At 58.8% G+C, this 19,437-nt stretch carries 16 protein-coding genes, 1 other RNA gene and 1 pseudogene; 13 read left to right on the top strand and 5 right to left on the bottom strand.

Translation table 11 applies throughout. The features are described 5' to 3' along the window. The first annotated feature begins 83 nt into the window (after positions 1-83). The 6 genes from ACIO0C_RS26120 to fabF all read left to right on the top strand — a co-directional run bounded on the left by ACIO0C_RS26120 (position 84) and on the right by fabF (position 7,363). Positions 84-1,826 carry a type I secretion system permease/ATPase gene (locus ACIO0C_RS26120; protein ID WP_401316485.1) on the top strand — a complete coding sequence of 581 codons (1,743 nt, stop codon included), beginning with the start codon at positions 84-86 and terminating at the stop codon, positions 1,824-1,826. A 13-nt stretch (positions 1,827-1,839) separates the two neighbouring features. Continuing rightward, the gene (locus ACIO0C_RS26115; protein WP_401316484.1) at positions 1,840-3,168 is read left to right on the top strand and encodes an HlyD family type I secretion periplasmic adaptor subunit; all 1,329 of its coding nucleotides are present in this window, start codon (positions 1,840-1,842) and stop codon (positions 3,166-3,168) included. Continuing rightward, positions 3,165-4,529, top strand: coding sequence for a TolC family outer membrane protein (locus ACIO0C_RS26110; RefSeq protein WP_401316482.1), 1,365 nt, complete (start codon positions 3,165-3,167; stop codon positions 4,527-4,529). The genes ACIO0C_RS26115 and ACIO0C_RS26110 overlap by 4 nt, the downstream gene beginning before the upstream one ends. A 190-nt stretch (positions 4,530-4,719) precedes the next feature. Continuing rightward, on the top strand, positions 4,720-5,055 hold the full coding sequence (locus tag ACIO0C_RS26105) for a ComEA family DNA-binding protein (RefSeq protein WP_401316480.1): 336 nt from the start codon (positions 4,720-4,722) through the stop codon (positions 5,053-5,055). A gap of 207 nt (positions 5,056-5,262) precedes the next feature. Beyond that, positions 5,263-6,057: an SDR family NAD(P)-dependent oxidoreductase gene (locus tag ACIO0C_RS26100; protein ID WP_401316477.1), complete on the top strand. Its 795-nt coding sequence runs from the start codon at positions 5,263-5,265 to the stop codon at positions 6,055-6,057. Between the two features lie 31 nt (positions 6,058-6,088). Then, on the top strand, positions 6,089-7,363 hold the full coding sequence (gene fabF, locus ACIO0C_RS26095; protein ID WP_401316474.1) for a beta-ketoacyl-ACP synthase II: 1,275 nt from the start codon (positions 6,089-6,091) through the stop codon (positions 7,361-7,363). Here the strand turns inward: fabF and ACIO0C_RS26090 are convergent. After that, positions 7,344-7,916: a TetR/AcrR family transcriptional regulator gene (locus ACIO0C_RS26090; RefSeq protein ID WP_401316471.1), complete on the bottom strand. Its 573-nt coding sequence runs from the start codon at positions 7,914-7,916 to the stop codon at positions 7,344-7,346. The two genes, fabF and ACIO0C_RS26090, sit on opposite strands and share 20 nt — an antisense overlap. Positions 7,917-8,089: 173 nt before the next feature. Between ACIO0C_RS26090 and ACIO0C_RS26085 the strand changes: the two genes are divergently transcribed. The 3 genes from ACIO0C_RS26085 (at position 8,090) to ffs (ending at position 10,016) form a co-directional block, all read left to right on the top strand. Further along, entirely contained in the window at positions 8,090-8,743 is a 654-nt protein-coding gene (locus tag ACIO0C_RS26085; RefSeq protein ID WP_401316468.1) for a GntR family transcriptional regulator, read from the top strand. A 15-nt stretch (positions 8,744-8,758) separates the two neighbouring features. Continuing rightward, complete coding sequence (locus ACIO0C_RS26080) at positions 8,759-9,610, top strand: urea carboxylase-associated family protein (RefSeq protein WP_401316466.1); 852 nt, start codon at positions 8,759-8,761, stop codon at positions 9,608-9,610. Between the two features lie 309 nt (positions 9,611-9,919). Further along, positions 9,920-10,016: signal recognition particle sRNA small type (gene ffs / locus ACIO0C_RS26075), an RNA gene on the top strand. Positions 10,017-10,411: 395 nt separating this feature from the next. Here the strand turns inward: ffs and ACIO0C_RS26070 are convergent. Further along, positions 10,412-10,570: a hypothetical protein gene (locus ACIO0C_RS26070; RefSeq protein ID WP_401316463.1), complete on the bottom strand. Its 159-nt coding sequence runs from the start codon at positions 10,568-10,570 to the stop codon at positions 10,412-10,414. 130 nt (positions 10,571-10,700) lie between these two features. Between ACIO0C_RS26070 and ACIO0C_RS26065 the strand changes: the two are divergent. Continuing rightward, a pseudogene (locus tag ACIO0C_RS26065) lies at positions 10,701-11,054 on the top strand (ion channel); the annotation flags it as partial. A 99-nt stretch (positions 11,055-11,153) separates the two neighbouring features. Here ACIO0C_RS26065 and ACIO0C_RS26060 read toward each other — a convergent pair. Continuing rightward, a complete protein-coding gene (locus ACIO0C_RS26060) occupies positions 11,154-12,080 on the bottom strand; it encodes a transporter (RefSeq protein WP_401316461.1) in 927 nt (308 codons plus the stop codon). A gap of 358 nt (positions 12,081-12,438) precedes the next feature. After that, complete coding sequence (locus tag ACIO0C_RS26055; protein ID WP_401316459.1) at positions 12,439-13,515, bottom strand: diguanylate cyclase; 1,077 nt, start codon at positions 13,513-13,515, stop codon at positions 12,439-12,441. 587 nt (positions 13,516-14,102) lie between these two features. On the opposite strand from ACIO0C_RS26055, the gene ACIO0C_RS26050 reads away from it, so the two are divergent. After that, positions 14,103-15,839, top strand: a complete 1,737-nt coding sequence (locus ACIO0C_RS26050; RefSeq protein ID WP_401316458.1) for a putative bifunctional diguanylate cyclase/phosphodiesterase — start codon at positions 14,103-14,105, stop codon at positions 15,837-15,839. Here the strand turns inward: ACIO0C_RS26050 and ACIO0C_RS26045 are convergent. Then, complete coding sequence (locus ACIO0C_RS26045; protein WP_401316456.1) at positions 15,806-16,558, bottom strand: substrate-binding periplasmic protein; 753 nt, start codon at positions 16,556-16,558, stop codon at positions 15,806-15,808. The genes ACIO0C_RS26050 and ACIO0C_RS26045 overlap by 34 nt on opposite strands. A 135-nt stretch (positions 16,559-16,693) precedes the next feature. Between ACIO0C_RS26045 and dnaX the strand changes: the two genes are divergently transcribed. Beyond that, a complete protein-coding gene (gene dnaX / locus ACIO0C_RS26040) occupies positions 16,694-18,808 on the top strand; it encodes a DNA polymerase III subunit gamma/tau (protein ID WP_401316454.1) in 2,115 nt (704 codons plus the stop codon). A 66-nt stretch (positions 18,809-18,874) separates the two neighbouring features. Further along, positions 18,875-19,213, top strand: coding sequence for a YbaB/EbfC family nucleoid-associated protein (locus tag ACIO0C_RS26035; RefSeq protein ID WP_007933349.1), 339 nt, complete (start codon positions 18,875-18,877; stop codon positions 19,211-19,213). Positions 19,214-19,437: the final 224 nt, after the last annotated feature.

Genomic DNA, 19,437 nt, shown 5'->3' with positions numbered 1-19,437 from the left:
TAAGCGGCACTTTTCTGGCTGCCGGTGCTGGAGGTGGGTGATACACTGCCGCGCTTTACGCCTTCCCACTCAGTATGGATGCTATGAGTCGCCTACCCGAAAACAACTTGCAAGCTGCCTTGAAGGTTTGCAAGAGCAGCTTTATTTCCGTCGGTTTCTTCAGTCTGTTCGTCAATGCGCTGATGTTGGTTCCGACGTTCTTCATGATCCAGGTTTCCGGTCGTGTGGTGCCCAGCAGCAGCATCTCCACGCTGGTGATGCTGACACTCATCCTGACGGTGTTGATGTTGACCCTGGGTTCACTGGAGTGGGTGCGTTCGCGGATCATGGTGCGTATCAGCAACCGGCTTGATGCCCTGTTGAGTCATGACGTTTATCGCGCCAGCTTCCGCAGGGCTCTGGACAGTGGCGGAATGGATGCTTCGGCCCAGTCGCTCAATGACCTCACGGCCTTGCGCCAGTTCCTGAGCGGCAATGGCCTGTTCGCATTCTTCGATGCGCCGTGGCTGCCGATTTATGTCGCCGTCATGTTCATGTTTCACCCTTTATATGGGTGGGTCACCGTTGGTTGCGCGATCGTATTGATCTGTCTGGCTGTGTTAAACCAGCGCTTCACCGGCAAGGCATTGGTGGAGGCCAACAAGGAAAACGTTGCAGCCTCCCTGCATACCACCAAAGCGCTGCGCAATGCCGAGGTCATCGAATCAATGGGGATGCTTCGCACCCTGATGAATCGCTGGGCCCAGCGTCAGCGCAAGGTATTGAGGCTGCAGTCATACGCCAGCGACAAGAGCGGCATCATTACATCGGTGTCCAAGACGTTTCGTCAATGGACTCAGTCCATGATGCTGGCGATAGGTGCGTACCTGGTGATCACTCACGAAATAACGCCGGGCCTGTTAATGGCGGGTTCGCTGTTGCTTGGACGTGCTTTGTCCCCTATCGACCAGATGATCGGCAGCTGGAAGGGCTTTGTCGGTGCGCGGGTGCAGTACAACCGCCTGAACGAAACCCTGGAAAAGCTCAGTGCCGAACCTGAGCGCATGAAGCTGCCTGCGCCGCAAGGGCATATTCAAGTCGAGAACCTGATCGTGACCCCGCCGGGTGCGAAAACTCCGGTTATTCGTAATATCAGCTTCGTCGCTCCGGCCGGTACCGTGGTGGGCATTGTCGGACCAAGCGCAGCGGGCAAGTCGACACTTGTTCGGGCGTTGCTGGGGATATGGCAGTCACAGCATGGCGTAGTGCGCCTGGACGGTGCGGATATCAGTACCTGGGACAAGCACGACCTGGGCCCGCATGTGGGCTACCTGCCGCAGGACATCGAGTTGTTCGAGGGCAGCATCAGCGAAAACATTGCCCGTTTTGAAGCCATTGATGCCGAGAAAACCGTGCACGCAGCAAAGGTCGCCGGTGTGCATGAAATGATCCTGATGCTCCCCGACGGTTACGACACGGTCATCGGCAGTGGCGGTGTCAACCTGTCTGGCGGTCAGCGCCAGCGTATTGGCCTGGCTCGGGCACTCTACGGTAGCCCGCGACTGATTGTGCTGGATGAGCCCAACTCCAACCTTGATGATGTCGGTGAGCGTGCGTTGGGTGTCGCCTTGCAGAAAGTCAAGGAAACCGGTGCCACGGTGTTCATCGTCTCCCACCGTCCCAATATTCTTGCTCGGCTCGATCGCGTGATGGTGCTGAGTGCCGGCACCATCAGTCTTTATGGTGCCCGCGAGCAAGTTATTGCCGAGCTGGCGGCCCAGCAAGCCAAGACTCAGCAGCGGGTCGCCCAAGCGGCCGCTCCAGATGCGGCTTCGGCCGGCGCGTGAAAGGAATCCATTGATGACCCGTACTACCCTGATAACCCTCAACGATGATGAATTCGATGAGGTGCCTACCTCTGACCGAAATATACGCCGGCTCGGCCTCGGCATTGTGCTTGTGACCTTTGGCCTGTTTGGTGGCTGGGCTGCCTTTGCTCCATTGGATAACGCTGTGTTTGGCAGTGGGCAGGTCACAGTCCAGAGCTATCGCAAGACGGTTCAGCACCTGGAGGGGGGTATCGTCAAGGAGCTGCTCGTGCATGATGGTGACCTGGTGCATCGGGGTGATCCACTGATTATGCTGGATGAGTCGCAGATCAGTTCCGAATACGAGTCTACCCGTAGCCAGCTGATTGCCGCCAAAACCAAGGAAGCCCGCTTGCGAGCGGAGCGCGATGACTTGCCGGCGCTGCCGGCGGTGTCGATTGATGGCCCTGATTCGCAGCGCGCGCAGGAGGCATTGGAGGGCGAAACCCACGTCTTCAATGCTCGGCGCGGTTCGCGTCTTGGGGAAATAGCGGTAAAGAAAGAGCGTATCGCTCAGCTCAGTCAGCAGATCACCGGCCTGGAAACGATGGTCCGTACCAAGGTGGGACTGGAGCAGTCCTACAGCGGTGAGATCACTGAACTCAAGGAGCTGTTGGCCCAAGGGTTCGTCGACAAGCAAAGGTTGTTGGAGCAGGAGCGCAAGCTGGACATGCTCAGGTCGGAAGTGGCGGACCACAAATCGAACATCCTTACCACCCGTTTGCAGATCAACGAGACGCAATTGGAGATTGTTCAGCTCACCAAGAACTTCAACTCCGACGTGGTGAAAGACCTTGCCGATGTGCAGAGCCAGGTGTTTGAGCTGCAGGAAAAAGTCAGTGCACTCAAGGACAGGCTCTCGCGGATTGTCATCCGGGCCCCGGAGAGTGGCATGGTGTTGGACATGAAGGTGCATACCGTTGGTGGCGTGATCAGCTCGGCAACACCCTTGATGGACATCGTGCCTGAAGCCTCCCAGCTGGTGATTGAAGCGCGCGTCGGTACCAATGATATTGATCGAATCTCGTTGGGCAAGACGGCGGACGTTCGCTTCACCGCATTCAACTATGCCACCACGCCGGTGATCGAGGGTGAGGTCAGTCGAATTTCCGCTGACCGCTTGACCGATGAGCGTTCGGGTGACAGCTATTACCTGGTGCGCGTGACACTCACCGACGAGGGTGCGAAAAAGCTCGGCGATCGCAAGTTGTTGCCAGGTATGCCGGCCGAAGTACTGATCAATGCGGGTGATCGAACCATGCTGCAATACCTCCTGAAACCGGCTCGCAACATGTTGGCCAAGTCGATGATCGAGGAATGATTGTGCGTTTGTTACCCGTTGTATTCCTCGGTTTTTCGGTTTGTCAGGTTCAGGCGGTACCCGTGCAAGAAGAGCGCGGTGTCAGTGCCAATGAATATTCGGTTGACCTGATGGCGCTGTATCGCGAGTCACGGTTGGAAGATCCACGCATCATCTCGGCCTACGCCAAGGCTCGTTCCGCGTCCGAACAGCAGCGCGCTGCGCTGGGTGGTCTGCTCCCGCAAGTCTCGGCCAACGGCGGTTATAACCGGATCTTGCGCAAGGACGACGCTTCGCGGGAAATCTATGACAACAACAATTATGGATTGAGCCTGACCCAATACATCTATAACAAGCAGGCTTGGGAAAGCTGGCAGAAGTCCAAGAGCGTCAGCCGGCAAAAGGTCTCGGAAGCCGATGAGGCTCAGGCTGAGGCTACGGTGGATCTGGCCAAGAGATATTTCATCGCGTTGGCGGCCGATGACGATCTGGAGTTGGTCATGGCCGAGCGCCGGGCGACGCAAAAGAATCTCGACCAGGTTAATGCGTTGTATGCCCGGCACATGGCCAAGATCACCGATCAATTGGACCTGCAGGCGCGGGTGGACAGCCTGGCGGCCCAGGAGGTCGAGTCGCGTAATCAGGTGCGGCTAAGTCGCGCAGCGCTGGCCGAGCTGGTAGGGCGACCCATCAACGAGCGCTTGAGTCGCGTGCGCAGCGATGCGGAGTTCCGGGCGCCCATGGAAAGCCTGGATAACTGGTTGCAGCTGGCAGAGACTAGTAACCCGGCCCTGAAGGCTAGCCAGAGCGGCGTCGAAGCGGCTGAAGCTGCGGTGCGTGAAGGCAAGGGCGGGCATTATCCGTCCCTGACGTTCAGTCTGAGCGGCCAACAGAGCGATGTGGGGTATGACAACACGCAGACCCCGCGCAGCGACAGCTACGTCGCCACCCTGGGTGTGAAAGTGCCGTTATACAGCGGCGGCTCCACCTCGGCGCGTGTTCGCGGCTTGTACGACGATCAGCAAGTGGCAGAGGAGCAGTTGGAAGGAGTAAGGCGCCAAGTGGTCAAGGAGACCACTAATGCGTACCTGACCGCTCAATCCAGTGTCGAGAAGATCCGTGCGAGCCGAAATGCGCTGTCTTCGGCCAGCCAGTCCAGCATTGCCGCGCAGAAGGCGTTTACCTATGGTGTGGTGAACGCTGTGGATGTATTGGCCAGTGTGCAGAACGAATACAAGGCGCGCCGCGATCTGCTCAAGGCCCAATACGATTTTGTCATAAACCTGTTTGCGCTCAACCGTTGGGCTGGAAAGCTCTCGGAAGGCAGCGTGGCCAGTGTCAATGCGTGGCTGAGTGCAGACGACAGTAATGTCATTCCCTGATGTGCCCAATCCGAAGCAGGTCAGTCGCTAGTGCGCTGACTGATTGTTGGTCTATCAATGTCGTCGCCTGATCCCATATTGTCTCACATCCCGCAACAGACACATTTTTGACACCCTCCCCACATCGCCTAACTTGAGGAAGCAGCTGCGGAAAAGCTGCTTCCTCAACCGATGTCATGGAGCGTCATTTATGCGTACAGGCTATTTCTATTCCCTGGTTTTTGCCCTGCTCACCAGTGCCTCTCTCACCGCAAACGCAGAGCCTGCAGCACAGCAGGAGGCTTCCAAGGCTCCGGTGGCGATGGAGATTTCAGCGAATACGCAATCGGGCAAAGTGGACCTCAACAAAGCTGATGCGCCCACCTTGCAACGTGAGCTATCCGGTGTCGGGGAGGCCAAGGCTTTGGCGATTGTTGCATATCGTGAAAGTAATGGTCCTTTTGCATCCGTCGACGAGTTGCTCGAAGTGAAAGGTATCGGCAAGGCCCTGCTGGATAAGAATCGCGAGAAGCTTCAGGTGAACTAAGCTTGTAAGTCAGCCTTGGAGGCCGGTCATTGACCGGCCTTTTTTTTCTCTGGCGAATGCCATGGGGTGTTGCCTTTCGTCGCCAATTAAAAAATTACGGCTATCATATATCAGTTAAATTATGACTATAATAAAATCGGTTTCCGTTATAGCGCGCTGAGAACCCGATGCGTATCCCTTCCTTTGGTATCTCCCAGGAGCAACATCATGACTCCCATTCAGTCTCAAGGCACAGCCCTCGTCACCGGAGCCTCCTCCGGTATCGGCGCAATCTACGCTCAGCGGTTGGCCGCGCGTGGTTTTGATTTGTTGTTGGTGGCCCGTGATCAAGGGCGACTTGAAGCGGCGGCGAGCGCGTTGCGTGATGCCCATGGTGTTCAGGTTGAGGTGTTAAAGGCGGATTTGACGCAGAAGGATGACGTGCTGAAGCTTGAGCAGCGTCTGCGCAGTGATTCGAGTATCAGTCTGTTACTGAACAATGCGGGGGTGGCGGCGGATGGTTTGTTGGCCAATGCCGATCTGGACCAGCTGGAGCGCATGATTCAGTTGAATGTCACGGCGGTCACGCGTTTGGCGTCGGCGGCGGCTGCGGGTTTTGCCAAGGCAGGAAGGGGCACGATCATCAACATTGCATCGGTGGTGGCGTTGTTTCCCGAGCGTTTCAATGCGACGTACAGCGCGAGCAAGGCTTATGTGTTGAGCCTGACCCAGTCGTTGAACGCCGAACTCGACGGCACTGGCGTTAAGGTTCAGGCTGTGTTGCCAGGGGTAACACGCACTGAGATCTGGGAGCGTTCGGGTATCGATGCTTCGCAGATTCCGGAGGAGATGGTGATGGAAGCCGGCGAGATGGTCGATGCGGCCCTGGCGGGGCTGGATCAGGGGGAGTTGGTGACCATTCCTTCATTGCCGGATGCGGGTGACTGGAATGCATTTGTGGCGGCGCGTCTCGTCCTGGCGCCTAACCTTTCCAAAAGCAAAGCGGCTGCGCGTTACAAATGACGCGTGCGAACCGGAATGAGGTGGTGGCGGTATGAGTGATCGTCGAGTGGTAGTGACAGGCATGGGGCTGGTGTCTCCGCTGGGTAGCGGCGTCGAGGCGGTCTGGGCGCGCTTGTTGGCCGGGCGTTCGGGGTTGCGCAACTTGCCGGACGAGGTGGTGGCCGATCTGCCGACTCGGGTCGGCGGGGCTGTGCCAACCCTGGCAGAGGATCCTGAGGCGGGTTTTGACCCGGATCGGGCAACACCGCCTAAAGAACAGAAGAAGATGGATCGGTTCATCCTGTTTGCCATGGAAGCGGCGCGTCAGGCCATCGAGCAGGCGGGTTGGCAGGCGCAAACAGGCGATGCCCAGGAGCGCACGGCGACTATCATTGGTTCCGGCGTGGGTGGTTTCGGGGCGATTGCCGATGCGGTGCGCACCACGGACAGCCGTGGGCCGCGACGATTGTCGCCGTTCACCATTCCTTCGTTCCTGGTCAACCTGGCGGCGGGTCATGTATCGATCCAGCATGGGTTCAAGGGCCCGCTCGGCGCGCCTGTCACGGCTTGTGCGGCCGGAGTCCAGGCGATTGGCGATGCGGTGCGCCTGATTCGTTGCGGCGAGGCGGATGTTGCGGTGTGTGGGGGCGCGGAGGCGGCGATCGATCGGGTCAGTCTTGCTGGCTTTGCGGCGGCGCGTGCCTTGTCCAGCGCTTTCAACGACACCCCGGAGCGCGCCTCGCGTCCGTTCGACAGCGACCGCGACGGCTTTGTCATGGGCGAGGGGGCTGGCCTGCTGGTGGTTGAATCCCTGGAGCATGCCTTGGCGCGTGGCGCTCAACCCCTGGCAGAAGTGGTTGGTTACGGCACCAGCGCCGACGCCTATCACCTGACCGCCGGGCCTGAGGATGGCAGCGGCGCACGCCGGGCCATGTCATTGGCATTGGCGCAGGCAGGGATTTCGCCGCAGCAAGTGCAACATCTGAATGCGCACGCCACCTCGACGCCAGTGGGCGACCTGGGTGAGTTGGCAGCCATCAAGGCATTGTTCGGTTCGCAAAACGGTATTGCAGTGACATCGACCAAATCGGCCACCGGGCATTTACTCGGCGCCGCTGGCGGGATCGAAGCCATTTTCACGCTGCTGGCGATCCGCGATCAGATTGTGCCGGCGACTCTCAATTTCGATAATCCGGACCCGGCCTCCGAGGGCGTGGACATTGTTCATGGTCAGGCTCGGGCCATGGCAATCGAGTATGCGCTGTCCAACGGTTTCGGGTTTGGCGGGGTCAATGCCAGCGTGCTGTTCAAGCGCTGGGTTGGCTAGTCCCGGATCGATTGAGGAAGTTGCGTGTCACCTCGAGGATCTCGGCGGCCAGCTCGGGGTTCTCGACGCTACGCGAAAGCAGCAGCGCGCCGATCAGTGTGGACATGATGACGATGCTGCGGTGCTCGGTGTTTTCGCCCTCTAGCGTGCCTTGAATCTGCCGCAGTCGTGCAAGGAGTACCGCGTCTGAAGTGGGGCTCGGCTGGCCGCGCAGGCCGAGTTCCGAGGACATGGTCGGCAGCGGGCAGCCTTCGTGGGGCGAAGTCTGGTGCCATTCGGACAGGTAGGCATTGATGAAGGCCTCCAGCGGGCGGTCCTGGGCGAACAGCTCGGCGCAGGTGACGTCCACTTGATCTCCGGCGGCCTGCAGCGCTTTTTCCACCAACTCGTCCTTGGACTTGAAGTGTGAATAAAAGCCCCCGTGGGTCAAGCCCAGCGCTTTCATCAGCGGCTGCAGGCCGGTCGCGCCGATGCCGTCACGGCGAAAGCGCACGGAAGCTTCCTTGATGATGCGTTGGTGGGTCTGGGCTTTATGGTCCTGCGAGTAACGCATCTGATATCTCCACATCAATGCGCCATATTAACCAATGAAAATTGGATGGTGACTGTACTTTTATTTCTAAAAAGCATGCAGATGCGTCGAACTTGATCGAACCCCAATGAAATATGGCACGAATAGTGATTACTCATTCATCAACGATTGTTGAACAATCCGGGGTAGTGAGTATGAACAGCGGAATGTCATTGGCCGATCACATAACACTGGAATTACGCGGCGACATCATTGGTGGACGTTTGCTGCCTGGCACGGCTCTGGTGGAAAGTGATCTGGTGGCCGCCTACAACGCTTCGCGCAATACCATTCGCGAAGCCCTGCACCGCCTGGGGCAGGAGGGCCTGACCCGCTATGTGCGCAACAAGGGGGTGATGGTGCGCCGGCAGGGGAGCGAGGACGTGCGGGACCTGTTCCGGGTTCGCCGCACGCTCGAATTGCAAGCCATCAGTGCCAGCCGGCCCCTGCGCGAGTATGAGTCCGACCGCATGCTGGATGCGCTGGAAGCCGCCGAGTTGGCCCGGGAGCGCGAGGACTGGCGCGCCGTCGGCACTCATGGCCTGGCCTTTCACCAGCATATCGTCGGGTTGTTGCGCAGTCCGTTGTTGGACGCGTTCTTCACCAACGTCGTCGCGCAATTGCGCCTGGTGTTCTGCAGCGCCCCCGATGAATCACGTTTCCAGGCGCCCTGGCTGGCGCGCGACCGGCAGATCCATGAGCTGCTCGCCGAGGGCGACAAGCGCGGAGCCGAAGAAGCCATGAGCCTGTACCTCGACGATTCCGAACGCCTGCTGTTGCAAATGTTTGCCCCTGCTACCCATCACTGATCGAGGATCTGTGCCATGTACAAAGACTATCCGGCGGCCTATCAAGTCAGCAAAGGCTCGGCCTTGCAGGTGGACAAGGCCTTCTACGAGCGGGTTCGCGACGCGAAGGGCGGGCGCACCCTGATCGAGTCATTCGAAGTGCCGATCCGTACCGGCCGTGCCTGGAAAGTGCCGGCCGGGCACGTGTTTCGCGTCACCACACCGGTCGGGCCGCAAGTAGGGGATTTCAATGTGTGGAACGCCAACGATCCGCGCGAGCGCTTGTGGGCGGCGCGGACCCGGCAGTTGCAGGGCGCGCACGTCAGCACCCACGACCGGCTCTGGTCGAACCTGCCGTTCCTGCGGCCGCTGGTGACCATCACCGACGACAGCCTCGCCGCCTACGGTATCGACGAACATGGCGGGCGCCTGCACGACTTGCTGGGTACCCGCTGCGATCCGTACGTGAACAAGATGCTCACCGGCGAAGACTTCCATCATCACTGTCATTCCAACCTGACCCGCGCGGTATTGCCTCACGGCCTGACCGAATTCGACGTGCATGACGTGCTGAACATTTTCCAGTGCACGGGGCTGAACCACGATGACATGTACTTCATGAAGGCCTGTCCGGCGCAGAAGGGCGATTACCTGGAATTCTTCGCCGAGATTGATTTGCTGTGCGCATTGTCGACATGCCCGGGTGGCGATCTGTCGCTGGCCATGTGGGGGCCGGACGCGCAGGATCCCCTGAGCGTGTGCCGCCCGTTGGGGGTGGAGGTCTATCGACTGGATGATGCGTTGCTCGAGGGCTGGAGCCAGCCGGAGCGTGCGGCGTACAAGGGGTTGCATGGGTTGCATATAGCGAAGGCTGATTGGGAAATGTAGGCGACACACGTCTTGTAGGAGCCGGCTTGCCGGCGAAGGCGGCCTTGAGCATTGCGTTGGTCTTTGGGTCGCTTTCGCTGGCAAGCCAGCTCCTACAGTTTTTCTGGCGCGCGACGGTGGATGTCGCCAATGCCTGCAAGAAAATGGCTGCAGTCGCGCCATCACCGTCAATCCACCACGAGATTTTCAAGGCCATTGCATGTCCTTGAACCGCCTCATTTTTTTTAATCCACTCGAACGGTTGTAACTTCGTCTCAGATAGGTACAATGGCGCGGCTCGCCGTCAGGTGAGCGTCGTTATGGTGACCCCATCGGTCCCCCCGCAACGATCAGCCGTGAACCCGGTCAGGCCTGGAAGGGAGCAGCCGCAGCGGTGACATTGTGTGCCGGGGTGTGGCTGGTGGGGTTACCACCTATCTCTAAGTCCTTGATTCTACAAGGATTTATCAGTCAGAAATCTCGAAGTGGAACAGCGTTTAGGTACACCAGAGTGGTGCATCATAAGCGGCATATTATCGTGTCTGCATAGCTCCTCCAGCCCACATCCACTTCGGCCTCCCCACCATCAGTTGACGATTCTCTGTAAGCAGAGAGGAAAGCCTTTTGGTTTGAATTCACGAGAAAAGGGAAGTCGAAGAACGTCATGCATCTACGTTCTCAACGCTGATCTCATCCGGATGGGTGACTGGCATTCGGGATAGCGAAGATAGGTAGCCGCGCGCGGGGGCTGCAATATAAACTTCATCAAGTTACGCGTCGTCATACCCGAATCGAGCGATTTTTCTTCTACTCCTCGTGGATTTAGCGCGCCTCTTCGATCTCACCCTTTAGCTGTTTGGCGGCTTCCTCCTTCGCCGTCCTGGCTTCGATGAGCAGTTTGTAGGCAATGTAATACTTGTAGATGTTACTCACGTAGGTCACGGTCTCCGCGCCGATTTTCTCGGCGGCAACATACTCCACGTTGTGGAACCAGACATTTGGGTCCAGGCCGCGATTGGCCGCTTCCTTGCGAAGCTTCGAAATCCGGCCTGCGCCAGCTCAGGCCGAGAAAAAACTTAACGTCGTGTCCGGGATTAGTTGACCACTACACGGAGTGCTTCTCTACCTTCTCAAGCGCGGGCCAATTACAGCCGACAAGCTGCATGGCGCGCTTGCGGGCTACATCATGTTGGCCTTCGTTTGGTCCTACATCTATGCCCTGGTCGAGATTTCCGCCACTGGCTCATTCGGCCCTGGCCATTTCGATTTCAGACAACCCGGCACTTTCTTCCGAATGATCTATTTCAGCTTCACGACGCTCACGACCACCGGTTAAGGGGATGTTATCCCGTTGACCAACCACGCCCGCTCACTGGTGATGATGGAAGAATTTTCAGGCGTCTTTTACGTGGGGGTCGTGATAGCGCGGCTTGCCGGTATTTATCCGTCGCATCAGGCCAGGTGACGCCCGATTTGCCTGAACCCTCTCCGGGCATTGGTCAGCAAACAGCATCGGACAAATGTCCTACGAACGCATGAATGGAACGTGCCGTAATTCTATGTTTCAAAGCCCTGCGCCGAAGCGATACTGCCAGACCACGCCAACAGCATCGTAGTCGCTGCCAGTGCGGGTATGTCCGCCATTGCTCGCATTCAGCTTTATCGAATGGTTGTGGTTCAACGGCAGCGTGAGGGTGCATCCGTAGCGGGTGTTTTCCTGAAAGTCGTGGTTACTGACCCCATCGACCGAGGTGCTGCCGCCAGCGAAGTAGGTAGCATCCAGCGAAACCCAGACACCATTGCTGAAGGCGTAGATTAGATGCCCCTGTATCTGGTAAATCGGGTCCTGGGAAAGCACGTGGTTGCCAAGTAACTCATCATTGTCGGTGAAAAAGGTTCCCGCGCCGGATAACTCCAGGGTCACGTGCCCCACACGTTTGGAAACGCCGAGTTCAGGCTTGAATGACCAGCGATTGTTGCCCAGATTTATCAGCCTGCTGTCGTCGTATTGGCCGAGTGGCGCCGTGATCGCCAGGCTGGCGCCGATAATCACATCCTGTTGGTAGCTGGGGAACTCAGCCAGGGACATCGCCGGGGCGCCATACAAATTGACCGAGAAGCGAAATCTTGGATCGATCAACCCAGTGACATCACGTTCCTTTGGTTCACCGGCAAGCAAGGCTGAGCCGGTCAATTTTGCCTCGGGCACGACGATATCGAACTTCCCCGAGCGACCCCAGACGTCCACGGATCTGGCAAAGGCAAACACCACCGTCTTGATATTGAGCTTGGCGTCTTCGAGCGGGATCGAGGGGTTGGCCGTCACGTTGCCATGTAGATCGCTGTAGCCTATGAGCAGGAAATTGATACCGACCGGTGTATTGGCGTAGGACCTGGGTTCGAGATCCTCTGCCAGCGCATCGGTGGCTAGCATGATGAGCGAGGCAGATGCGAACTGAACCAGTCCGACGACGCAGAGATTGTGTCTCATCCACATTCGCTCGCTTCTGTGGGGATCCCGGAGTTCTATGAGTTGTAGCGCATCTGCATTTGTTTCGCACATGCAGCGCAGTTTTCCCCCAGGTTTCGTGGACAACTCGAAGTCTTATATCAAGGCGCTGCAATAGACAGGAAGTCTGGGTTTCCTCGGACGTAATCGACAGGCAGTTTTGGTTGTTCTCTGCCGGTCGTCACTACGGCTTGTGCTGATCCATTCAGTTTTCAAGCTGCGAAACACGCGCTCCATCGGGGCATTGCCCAGCAATTTCCACGACGAAATTACCTGTTAACCTCAGTGGTTTAAAGATCAAAAAATTGGTTTGCAGGGTGTCTAGCGAATCCACTGTGATTCAAGGTGCGTTGACGATGTCGCCCAAGGAGAAATGGATCTTGTCGCGCCCACTGTTCTTGGCCGCATACAGCGCCTTGTCGGCTTCGTTGAGCCAGTCTGCGGCGTCGGTCATTGCACTGCTGCACGATGCCAAGCCGATACTCAGGCTGACTCGCAGCTCAGGCAGTTGTTCATTGCGGTAGTTGCCCATTGCCCCTCGCAGTCGCTCCATAATTTCGCTGGCCTGGCTCAGTGGGCTGTTGGGCAGGATCACACAGAACTCGTCTCCACCAAAGCGACCGGCCAGGTCACCTTGGCGAAGGTTTTTCTTAAGTTCGGCGCTCAGCTGGCGTAGCACGCTGTCGCCAACGAGATGGCCGTAAGTGTCGTTGATCTGTTTGAAGTGATCGACATCAATGATCGCAATCACCGATTCGAAGCTCTCCTGCCGGCAGGTGAAAAACTGCTGTTGAAGCAAATCCTTCCACGCCCCATGATTGAGCAGGCCGGTGAGGCTGTCGGTACAGCTCAGGGCGCTAAGACGGCGCTTGTGGTCGGCGAGCTTAATAGCCAGGCGATAACAGACCCAACCCAGCGCTAATGGGTAGAGCGTCAGCATCGGCAAGCAGGCGTAGATCTGTAGGGCGGTTGCAGTAAGTTGCACCTGCGGGCCGAACAGTGTTATCGCAAGCAGAATTCCGACAACTTGGGCCAACGCGCCATGCACGAATAAACGCTGGCCGCCTGCCGCGACGTTGTTCATCGCCATCATCGAAAGGATGGTGACGGCAGGCAACGGATTGAACTGCATGGTCGCGGTCCAGAACCCGCCCATCACTGAGTCGTAGAGTAAGTTGCGCCGCTCCGCCTGATACGGTTCACTAGAACGGGTGGCCAACTGATAGGCCAGATGCGGCCAAACCAAGCCATTGAAAAGCAAAAGTCCCCATACCCATCCCGGCAGGCCCAGCGGCGCAATGGCGGCCATTACGCTCAGCATGCCAATCGCCAGGCCAATAAGGCGTGGCAGGTAGATTCGTTTGGCAAAAGACTGTCCTTTGCCAGTTTGATTTTCCGTTATCCCATTACCATTCATGTATCGCTCCCTCGATCGTTATTGTCTACCGCAGGAGTCGCCGCTCATCGCATAATTGGCATAAACATTCTTCATTAACGCGAGGGTGAAGTGCGACCTTGCAAGCGCTCTCAAGGCTTAGGCGTACCGCTCTGACTCCTGGTCTGCCACGATCGTACAAGCTTCGCTGGCTTTTCGATCATAATGTTGAATAGCCAGCAGAGCGACTTCTGAATTGGTCCTGGTTTCATAGGCACATCTGACGGGCTGATTTTGGCTGTTCTCTGTCGGTCGTGAACCACTCTTTGAAATCCGTGATACCCCAGAACTTTCAACTCGTTCTGTTTCTTCGCCTGGGCATACCCCGCAGGATCGAGGTCAAGCGTCTCCAGCATCACCTTGCTTTGCAAAATGTGATGCATTTCGTAGAATTGCCACCCAAAAGCGACATTGAGTGAGCTTGTTTCAGATTATGGAACGATGTGAAAAAGCCACTATCGCGCTTTCACGCAAGGCGGCGAGAGCCACCTGATGCCATGCAGAATATTACCAGTATCGGTGTTGCTGCCCTTATCGGGTTCCACCGCCAGCGACAGCGAGCCTGACTCATGGATGAGAAGTACCGCAGGGCGGTGGATGCCGCCGCGATTTTTTCCGAGACCGACCTGAGCGGCCGGATCACCCACGTCAATGACCAGTTTTGCGCAGTGTCCGGCTACAGCCGTGAGGAACTGCTTGGGCAAAACCATCGCATGCTCAACTCCGGCGTGCACGCCTCTGACTTCTTCGTCGACATGTGGCGCACCATTGCCCGGGGTGATATCTGGAAGGGCGAGATCTGCAATCGCGCCAAGGATGGCAGCCTGTATTGGGTCGAAAGCACCATGGTGCCGGTGATCGATTCCGCCACCGGGCGCGTTGAGCGGTATCTGTCGATTCGCTTCGACATCAGCGAAAAACGACAACTGCTGCATTCCCTGCAATGGCGGGTCGGTCATGACGTGCTCACCGGGCTGCCCAATCGTGCATTTCTTTCTGATCTGCTCGATCAGGCGCTGGAGTTCTCCCGGCGCGAGAGCATCGCGCTGGCGGTGTGCATGCTCGATCTCGACGGCTTCAAGGCGATCAATGATGGCTACGGGCATGCCACTGGCGATCTGTTGCTGGTGGAGGTGGCCAAGCGCTTGCGCAACATCGTGCGTGGCGAGGATGTGGTTGCACGGCTGGCCGGCGACGAGTTCGTCCTGGTGTTGCGCTACGTACATGACTTGGCGCAACTGCGGGCCGCACTGAACCGGGTGCTGGGGGCGATATCGGCACCGTACTCGCTGCATGGCAAGGACATCAACGTGTTTGCCAGCATTGGCGTCACGCTCTTCCCTCACGACAACGAGGATGCCGGGACCCTGCTGCGTCATGCCGATCAAGCCATGTACATGGCCAAGCAGAGTGGTCGCAAGCGCTTTCATTTATTCGACGTGACCCGCGACCGTGAGGTCAAGGCCACTCACGAGACGGTCGAGCGCGTCCGCCAGGCGCTGGTTGCCGGCGAATTGCGCCTGCATTACCAGCCCAGGGTCGACATGCGTCGTGGCCGGGTCGTCGGCTTCGAGGCAGCGTTGCGTTGGGAGCGCCCGCAAAACGGCTTGGTGGCCGCCCGGGAATTCTTGCCCCAGGTGGAAGAGACAGATCTGATCGTCGATATCGGTGAGTGGGTCATGGACCAGGTGTTGGCACAGCTGGATCAATGGCGCCAGGCCGGGCATGACTGGCCGGTGAGCATCAATATCGCGGCGCGGCATTTTCAGCGCGCGGATTTCGTCGAGCGGCTCAAAAACCTGTTGGCGCGGCATGCGCGAGTCGCCCCACAGCGACTTGACCTGGAGATCGTCGAGTCGGTCGCGGTCGAGAACATCCAGCATGTCAGCGCCTGCCTGCAGGCTTGCCAGGCGCTGGGGGTGCAGTTTTCCCTGGGAGATTTCGGCACCGGCTACTCATCCCTGAGTTACCTCAAGCGCCTGCGTACCCAGACCATCAAGATCGACAAGTCCTTTGTGCGCGACATTCTTCATGATGGCGATGACCTGGCATTGACCACGGCCGTGATCGGCCTGGCCCGGGCATTTGGCCGCCAGGTGATCGCCGAGGGGCTGGAAAGCATCGAGCATGGCGAGTTGCTGTTGCAGTTGGGCTGCGAGGTGGCCCAGGGCGATTTCATTGCGCAGCCGATGCCCGCTGCCGACGTGCCGGGCTGGGTCAGGGATTTTGTCGCCCCCGCGCAATGGCGGATGGCGGATACAGCCGTCCTCGGTCACGGCCTGGCTTGCGCCTTGGCGCCAACGTAAAGGCGAATGATGTCATCGATTTCCCCTGACATCTTCATGTGCAGCAGGGTGCGCAAAATACGCTGCACCGGCACCTTGGGGTCGTTGCGCACGTAGCAGCCGACGCGTTGCTCCTGCAGGAACGCCACGCCTTGCAGTTGCTGCTGCGGCAGCAATCGCTGGTTGAACCAGTCCAGGGTCCATTGGTTGCTGACCGCATAGCGGTTGCGTCCGGCGTGCAGCTTCTCCAGCACCTGTTCCTGGTTGCGGGCATCGTCGCGGTACAGTCGGTTGGTGTCGAACAGCGGTTGCAGGGTCGGGTAGCTGTAGCCCAGGACCGTGCCGATCGATTGATGTGATAAATGTGTCGGGTTGACGGACGTCGTCGCGTCAGGCCGGCTGACCAGCAGGTCGGGTTGGGTCCAGAGCGGAATGCTCCAGATGTAGTCGCCGGACTGGTTCGGCGTCCAGGACTGTGCGGCGTAGCAGCGAATGTCGACCTCGCCCTGTTCCATGGCGTTTTGCACCCGGCCGCGGGGCAAGACGTGAAACTGCGCCGGCACACCGACCTGGGTCGCGAGGCTGAGCATCACGTCATACAGGATGCCCTGGGTCGGGCGGCCGCGTTCAAGCTGCACCATCGGCATGGCCCAACTGTCAGGTACCACGAAGCGCAACGGTGCGTCAGCGGCCACCCCGTCCAGGCTGATCAACAGCAGTGCCCCCAAGCCCAGCCGCATAAACGCTCCACTATCCTTGAAGCAAAAGGCCCGCAAAATGCATCTTAGCCAGATTAGACGAGCACACCGGATGCAATTTGTGCCTTGCTCCGCTAGCATTAGCCGCTTCTGCTTCCTTCGCTGCGACGGTTTTCGATGAGTTATCAGGTTCTTGCACGTAAATGGCGTCCGCGCTCGTTCCGCGAAATGGTCGGCCAGACCCATGTGCTCAAGGCTCTGATCAATGCCTTGGACAGCCAGCGGCTGCACCACGCGTACCTGTTTACCGGTACGCGCGGGGTTGGCAAGACCACCATCGCGCGGATCATAGCCAAATGCTTGAACTGTGAAACAGGTATCACTTCAACGCCCTGCGGCGAGTGTTCGGTGTGCCGCGAGATCGATGAAGGCCGATTCGTCGACCTGATCGAGATCGACGCCGCCAGCCGCACCAAGGTCGAAGACACCCGCGAGCTGCTCGACAACGTGCAGTACGCCCCAAGCCGCGGGCGTTTCAAGGTCTACCTGATCGACGAAGTGCACATGCTCTCCAGCCATTCCTTCAATGCGCTGTTGAAAACCCTCGAAGAGCCGCCACCCTACGTCAAGTTCATCCTGGCCACCACTGATCCTCAGAAACTTCCTGCAACTATTCTCTCGCGTTGCCTGCAGTTCTCCCTGAAGAACATGACCCCGGAACGGGTCGTCGAGCATTTGACCCATGTGCTCGGCGTCGAGAACGTGCCGTTCGAAGACGATGCGCTGTGGTTGCTCGGTCGCGCCGCCGACGGTTCGATGCGCGATGCCATGAGCCTCACCGACCAGGCGATCGCCTTCGGTGAAGGCAAGGTCATGGCCGCCGATGTGCGGGCGATGCTCGGCACCCTCGATCACGGCCAGGTCTATGACGTCCTGCATGCGTTGATCGAGGGTGACGCCAAAGCCTTGCTCGAAGCGGTCCGCCACCTGGCCGAACAGGGCCCGGACTGGAACGGCGTGCTCTCGGAAATCCTCAATGTGCTGCACCGTGTCGCCATCGCCCAGGCCTTGCCGGAAGGCGTCGACAACGGCCATGGCGACCGTGACCGGGTGCTGGCCCTGGCCCAGGCCTTGCCGGCCGAAGACGTTCAGTTCTATTACCAGATGGGCCTGATCGGCCGCCGCGACTTGCCGCTGGCGCCGGATCCCCGTGGCGGCTTTGAAATGGTGCTGTTGCGCATGCTGGCATTCCGGCCCGCCGACACCACGGACGCGCCAAGGCAACCGCTAAAGCCAGTGGGGATCAGCCAGGCCACGGTTGATTCCGCCAAATCAGTGGCTGCCACGCCGGTCGTTGCGCCGCCCGCTGCGCCCGTTGCACCTGTTGCGGCAGTGGCCCCGGTACCTGCGCCCGTTGCACCTGTTGCGGCAGTGGCCCCGGTACCTGCACCGGTTGCGCCTGGCGCAGTACCTGAGCCTGAGCCTGAGCCTGAGCCTGAGCCGGTGGCCCCGGCAGTCGTGGTAGAAGAAGTGGTCGACCTGCCGTGGAATGATCCGGTCGAGCCTGCAGCCGTTCAACAGCCAGCCGTCGAGCCGGTGCTGGAAACCGTCAGCGAGCAGCCCGAGTTGCCGCCAATGCCGATGCCGACCCCCGATAGCGTGGTGCCGGACGCGCCGGAGTGGGCCGCCGCGCCGATTCCGGAACCGACGGTGGCCCAGGTCGATGCCGCCACCCCAGGCATGGACCTGGATGACGAGCCGCCGCTGGACGAGGATTACATCGAGCCAGACATGGACTCGGCCTACAGCTACCTTGACGACTTGGCCAGCGAGCACACCGCCGAGCCTGCCGCAGAACCCGAGCCTGAGCCCGCCGCGGCACCTGCCACGGGCCTGGCCCTGCAATGGCTGGAGTTGTTCCCGAAACTGCCGATCTCCGGCATGACCGGCAGCATCGCCGCCAACTGCACGCTGATCGCGGTCGATGGTGACAACTGGTTGTTGCACCTGGACCCGGCCCACAGCGCCTTGTTCAACGCTACTCAGCAGCGTCGCCTCAACGAAGCGTTGAACCAGTATCACGGGCGCACCCTGACCCTGACCATGGAGCTGATCAAGCCCGAGCAGGAAACCCCGGCCCAGGCAGCGTCCCGTCGGCGTGCCGACCGTCAGCGCGAGGCCGAGGAGTCGATCCACGGTGATCCGTTCATCCAGCAAATGATGCAGCAGTTCGGTGCGGTGGTCCGTAACGATACTATTGAACCTGTCGAGGCCCTGGCCAGTCAGGGCTAATAACTGAAGGCGCTCGCCCGCAGGGGCCGGGTGCCGTTTAATCCAAGTACTTTTGAGGTGATTCCCATGATGAAAGGTGGCATGGCCGGCCTGATGAAGCAGGCGCAGCAGATGCAGGAAAAAATGGCCAAGATGCAGGAAGAGCTGGCCAACGCCGAAGTCACCGGTAAAGCCGGTGGCGACATGGTCACCGTGGTGATGACCGGTCGTCACGACGTCAAGCGCGTGACCATCGACCCAAGCCTGGTCGAAGGCTTGAGCGAAGATGACAAGGAAATGCTGGAAGCGGTGTTCGCCGCGGCCGTCAACGACGCCGTGCGCAAGATCGAAGCCAACAGCCAGGACAAAATGGGCAGCATGACCGCCGGCATGCAATTGCCACCGGGCATGAAACTGCCATTCTGATTCGTCTTCAGGCGTCAGATGAGCTACAAAAAATGCCAGGCATCTTGCCTGGCATTTTTGTTTCGTCACACTGATCGTTCCCACGCTCTGCGTGGGAATGCAGCCCGGGACGCTCTGCGTCCCAAATCAAAAGCCGAACGCGGAGCGTCCGTTGAGGCATTCCCACGCAGAGCGTCACTAGTGTCCGGTAAACATGTTTCATAGCTGAAGGCTGCCTTGGGCAG

It is taken from the genome of Pseudomonas sp. NPDC087336, from assembly GCF_044744285.1.
Taxonomy (GTDB): Bacteria; Pseudomonadota; Gammaproteobacteria; order Pseudomonadales; family Pseudomonadaceae; genus Aquipseudomonas.
Note: the sequence above shows the minus strand (reverse complement) of the source record. Positions and strands in the feature narration are given on the sequence as shown.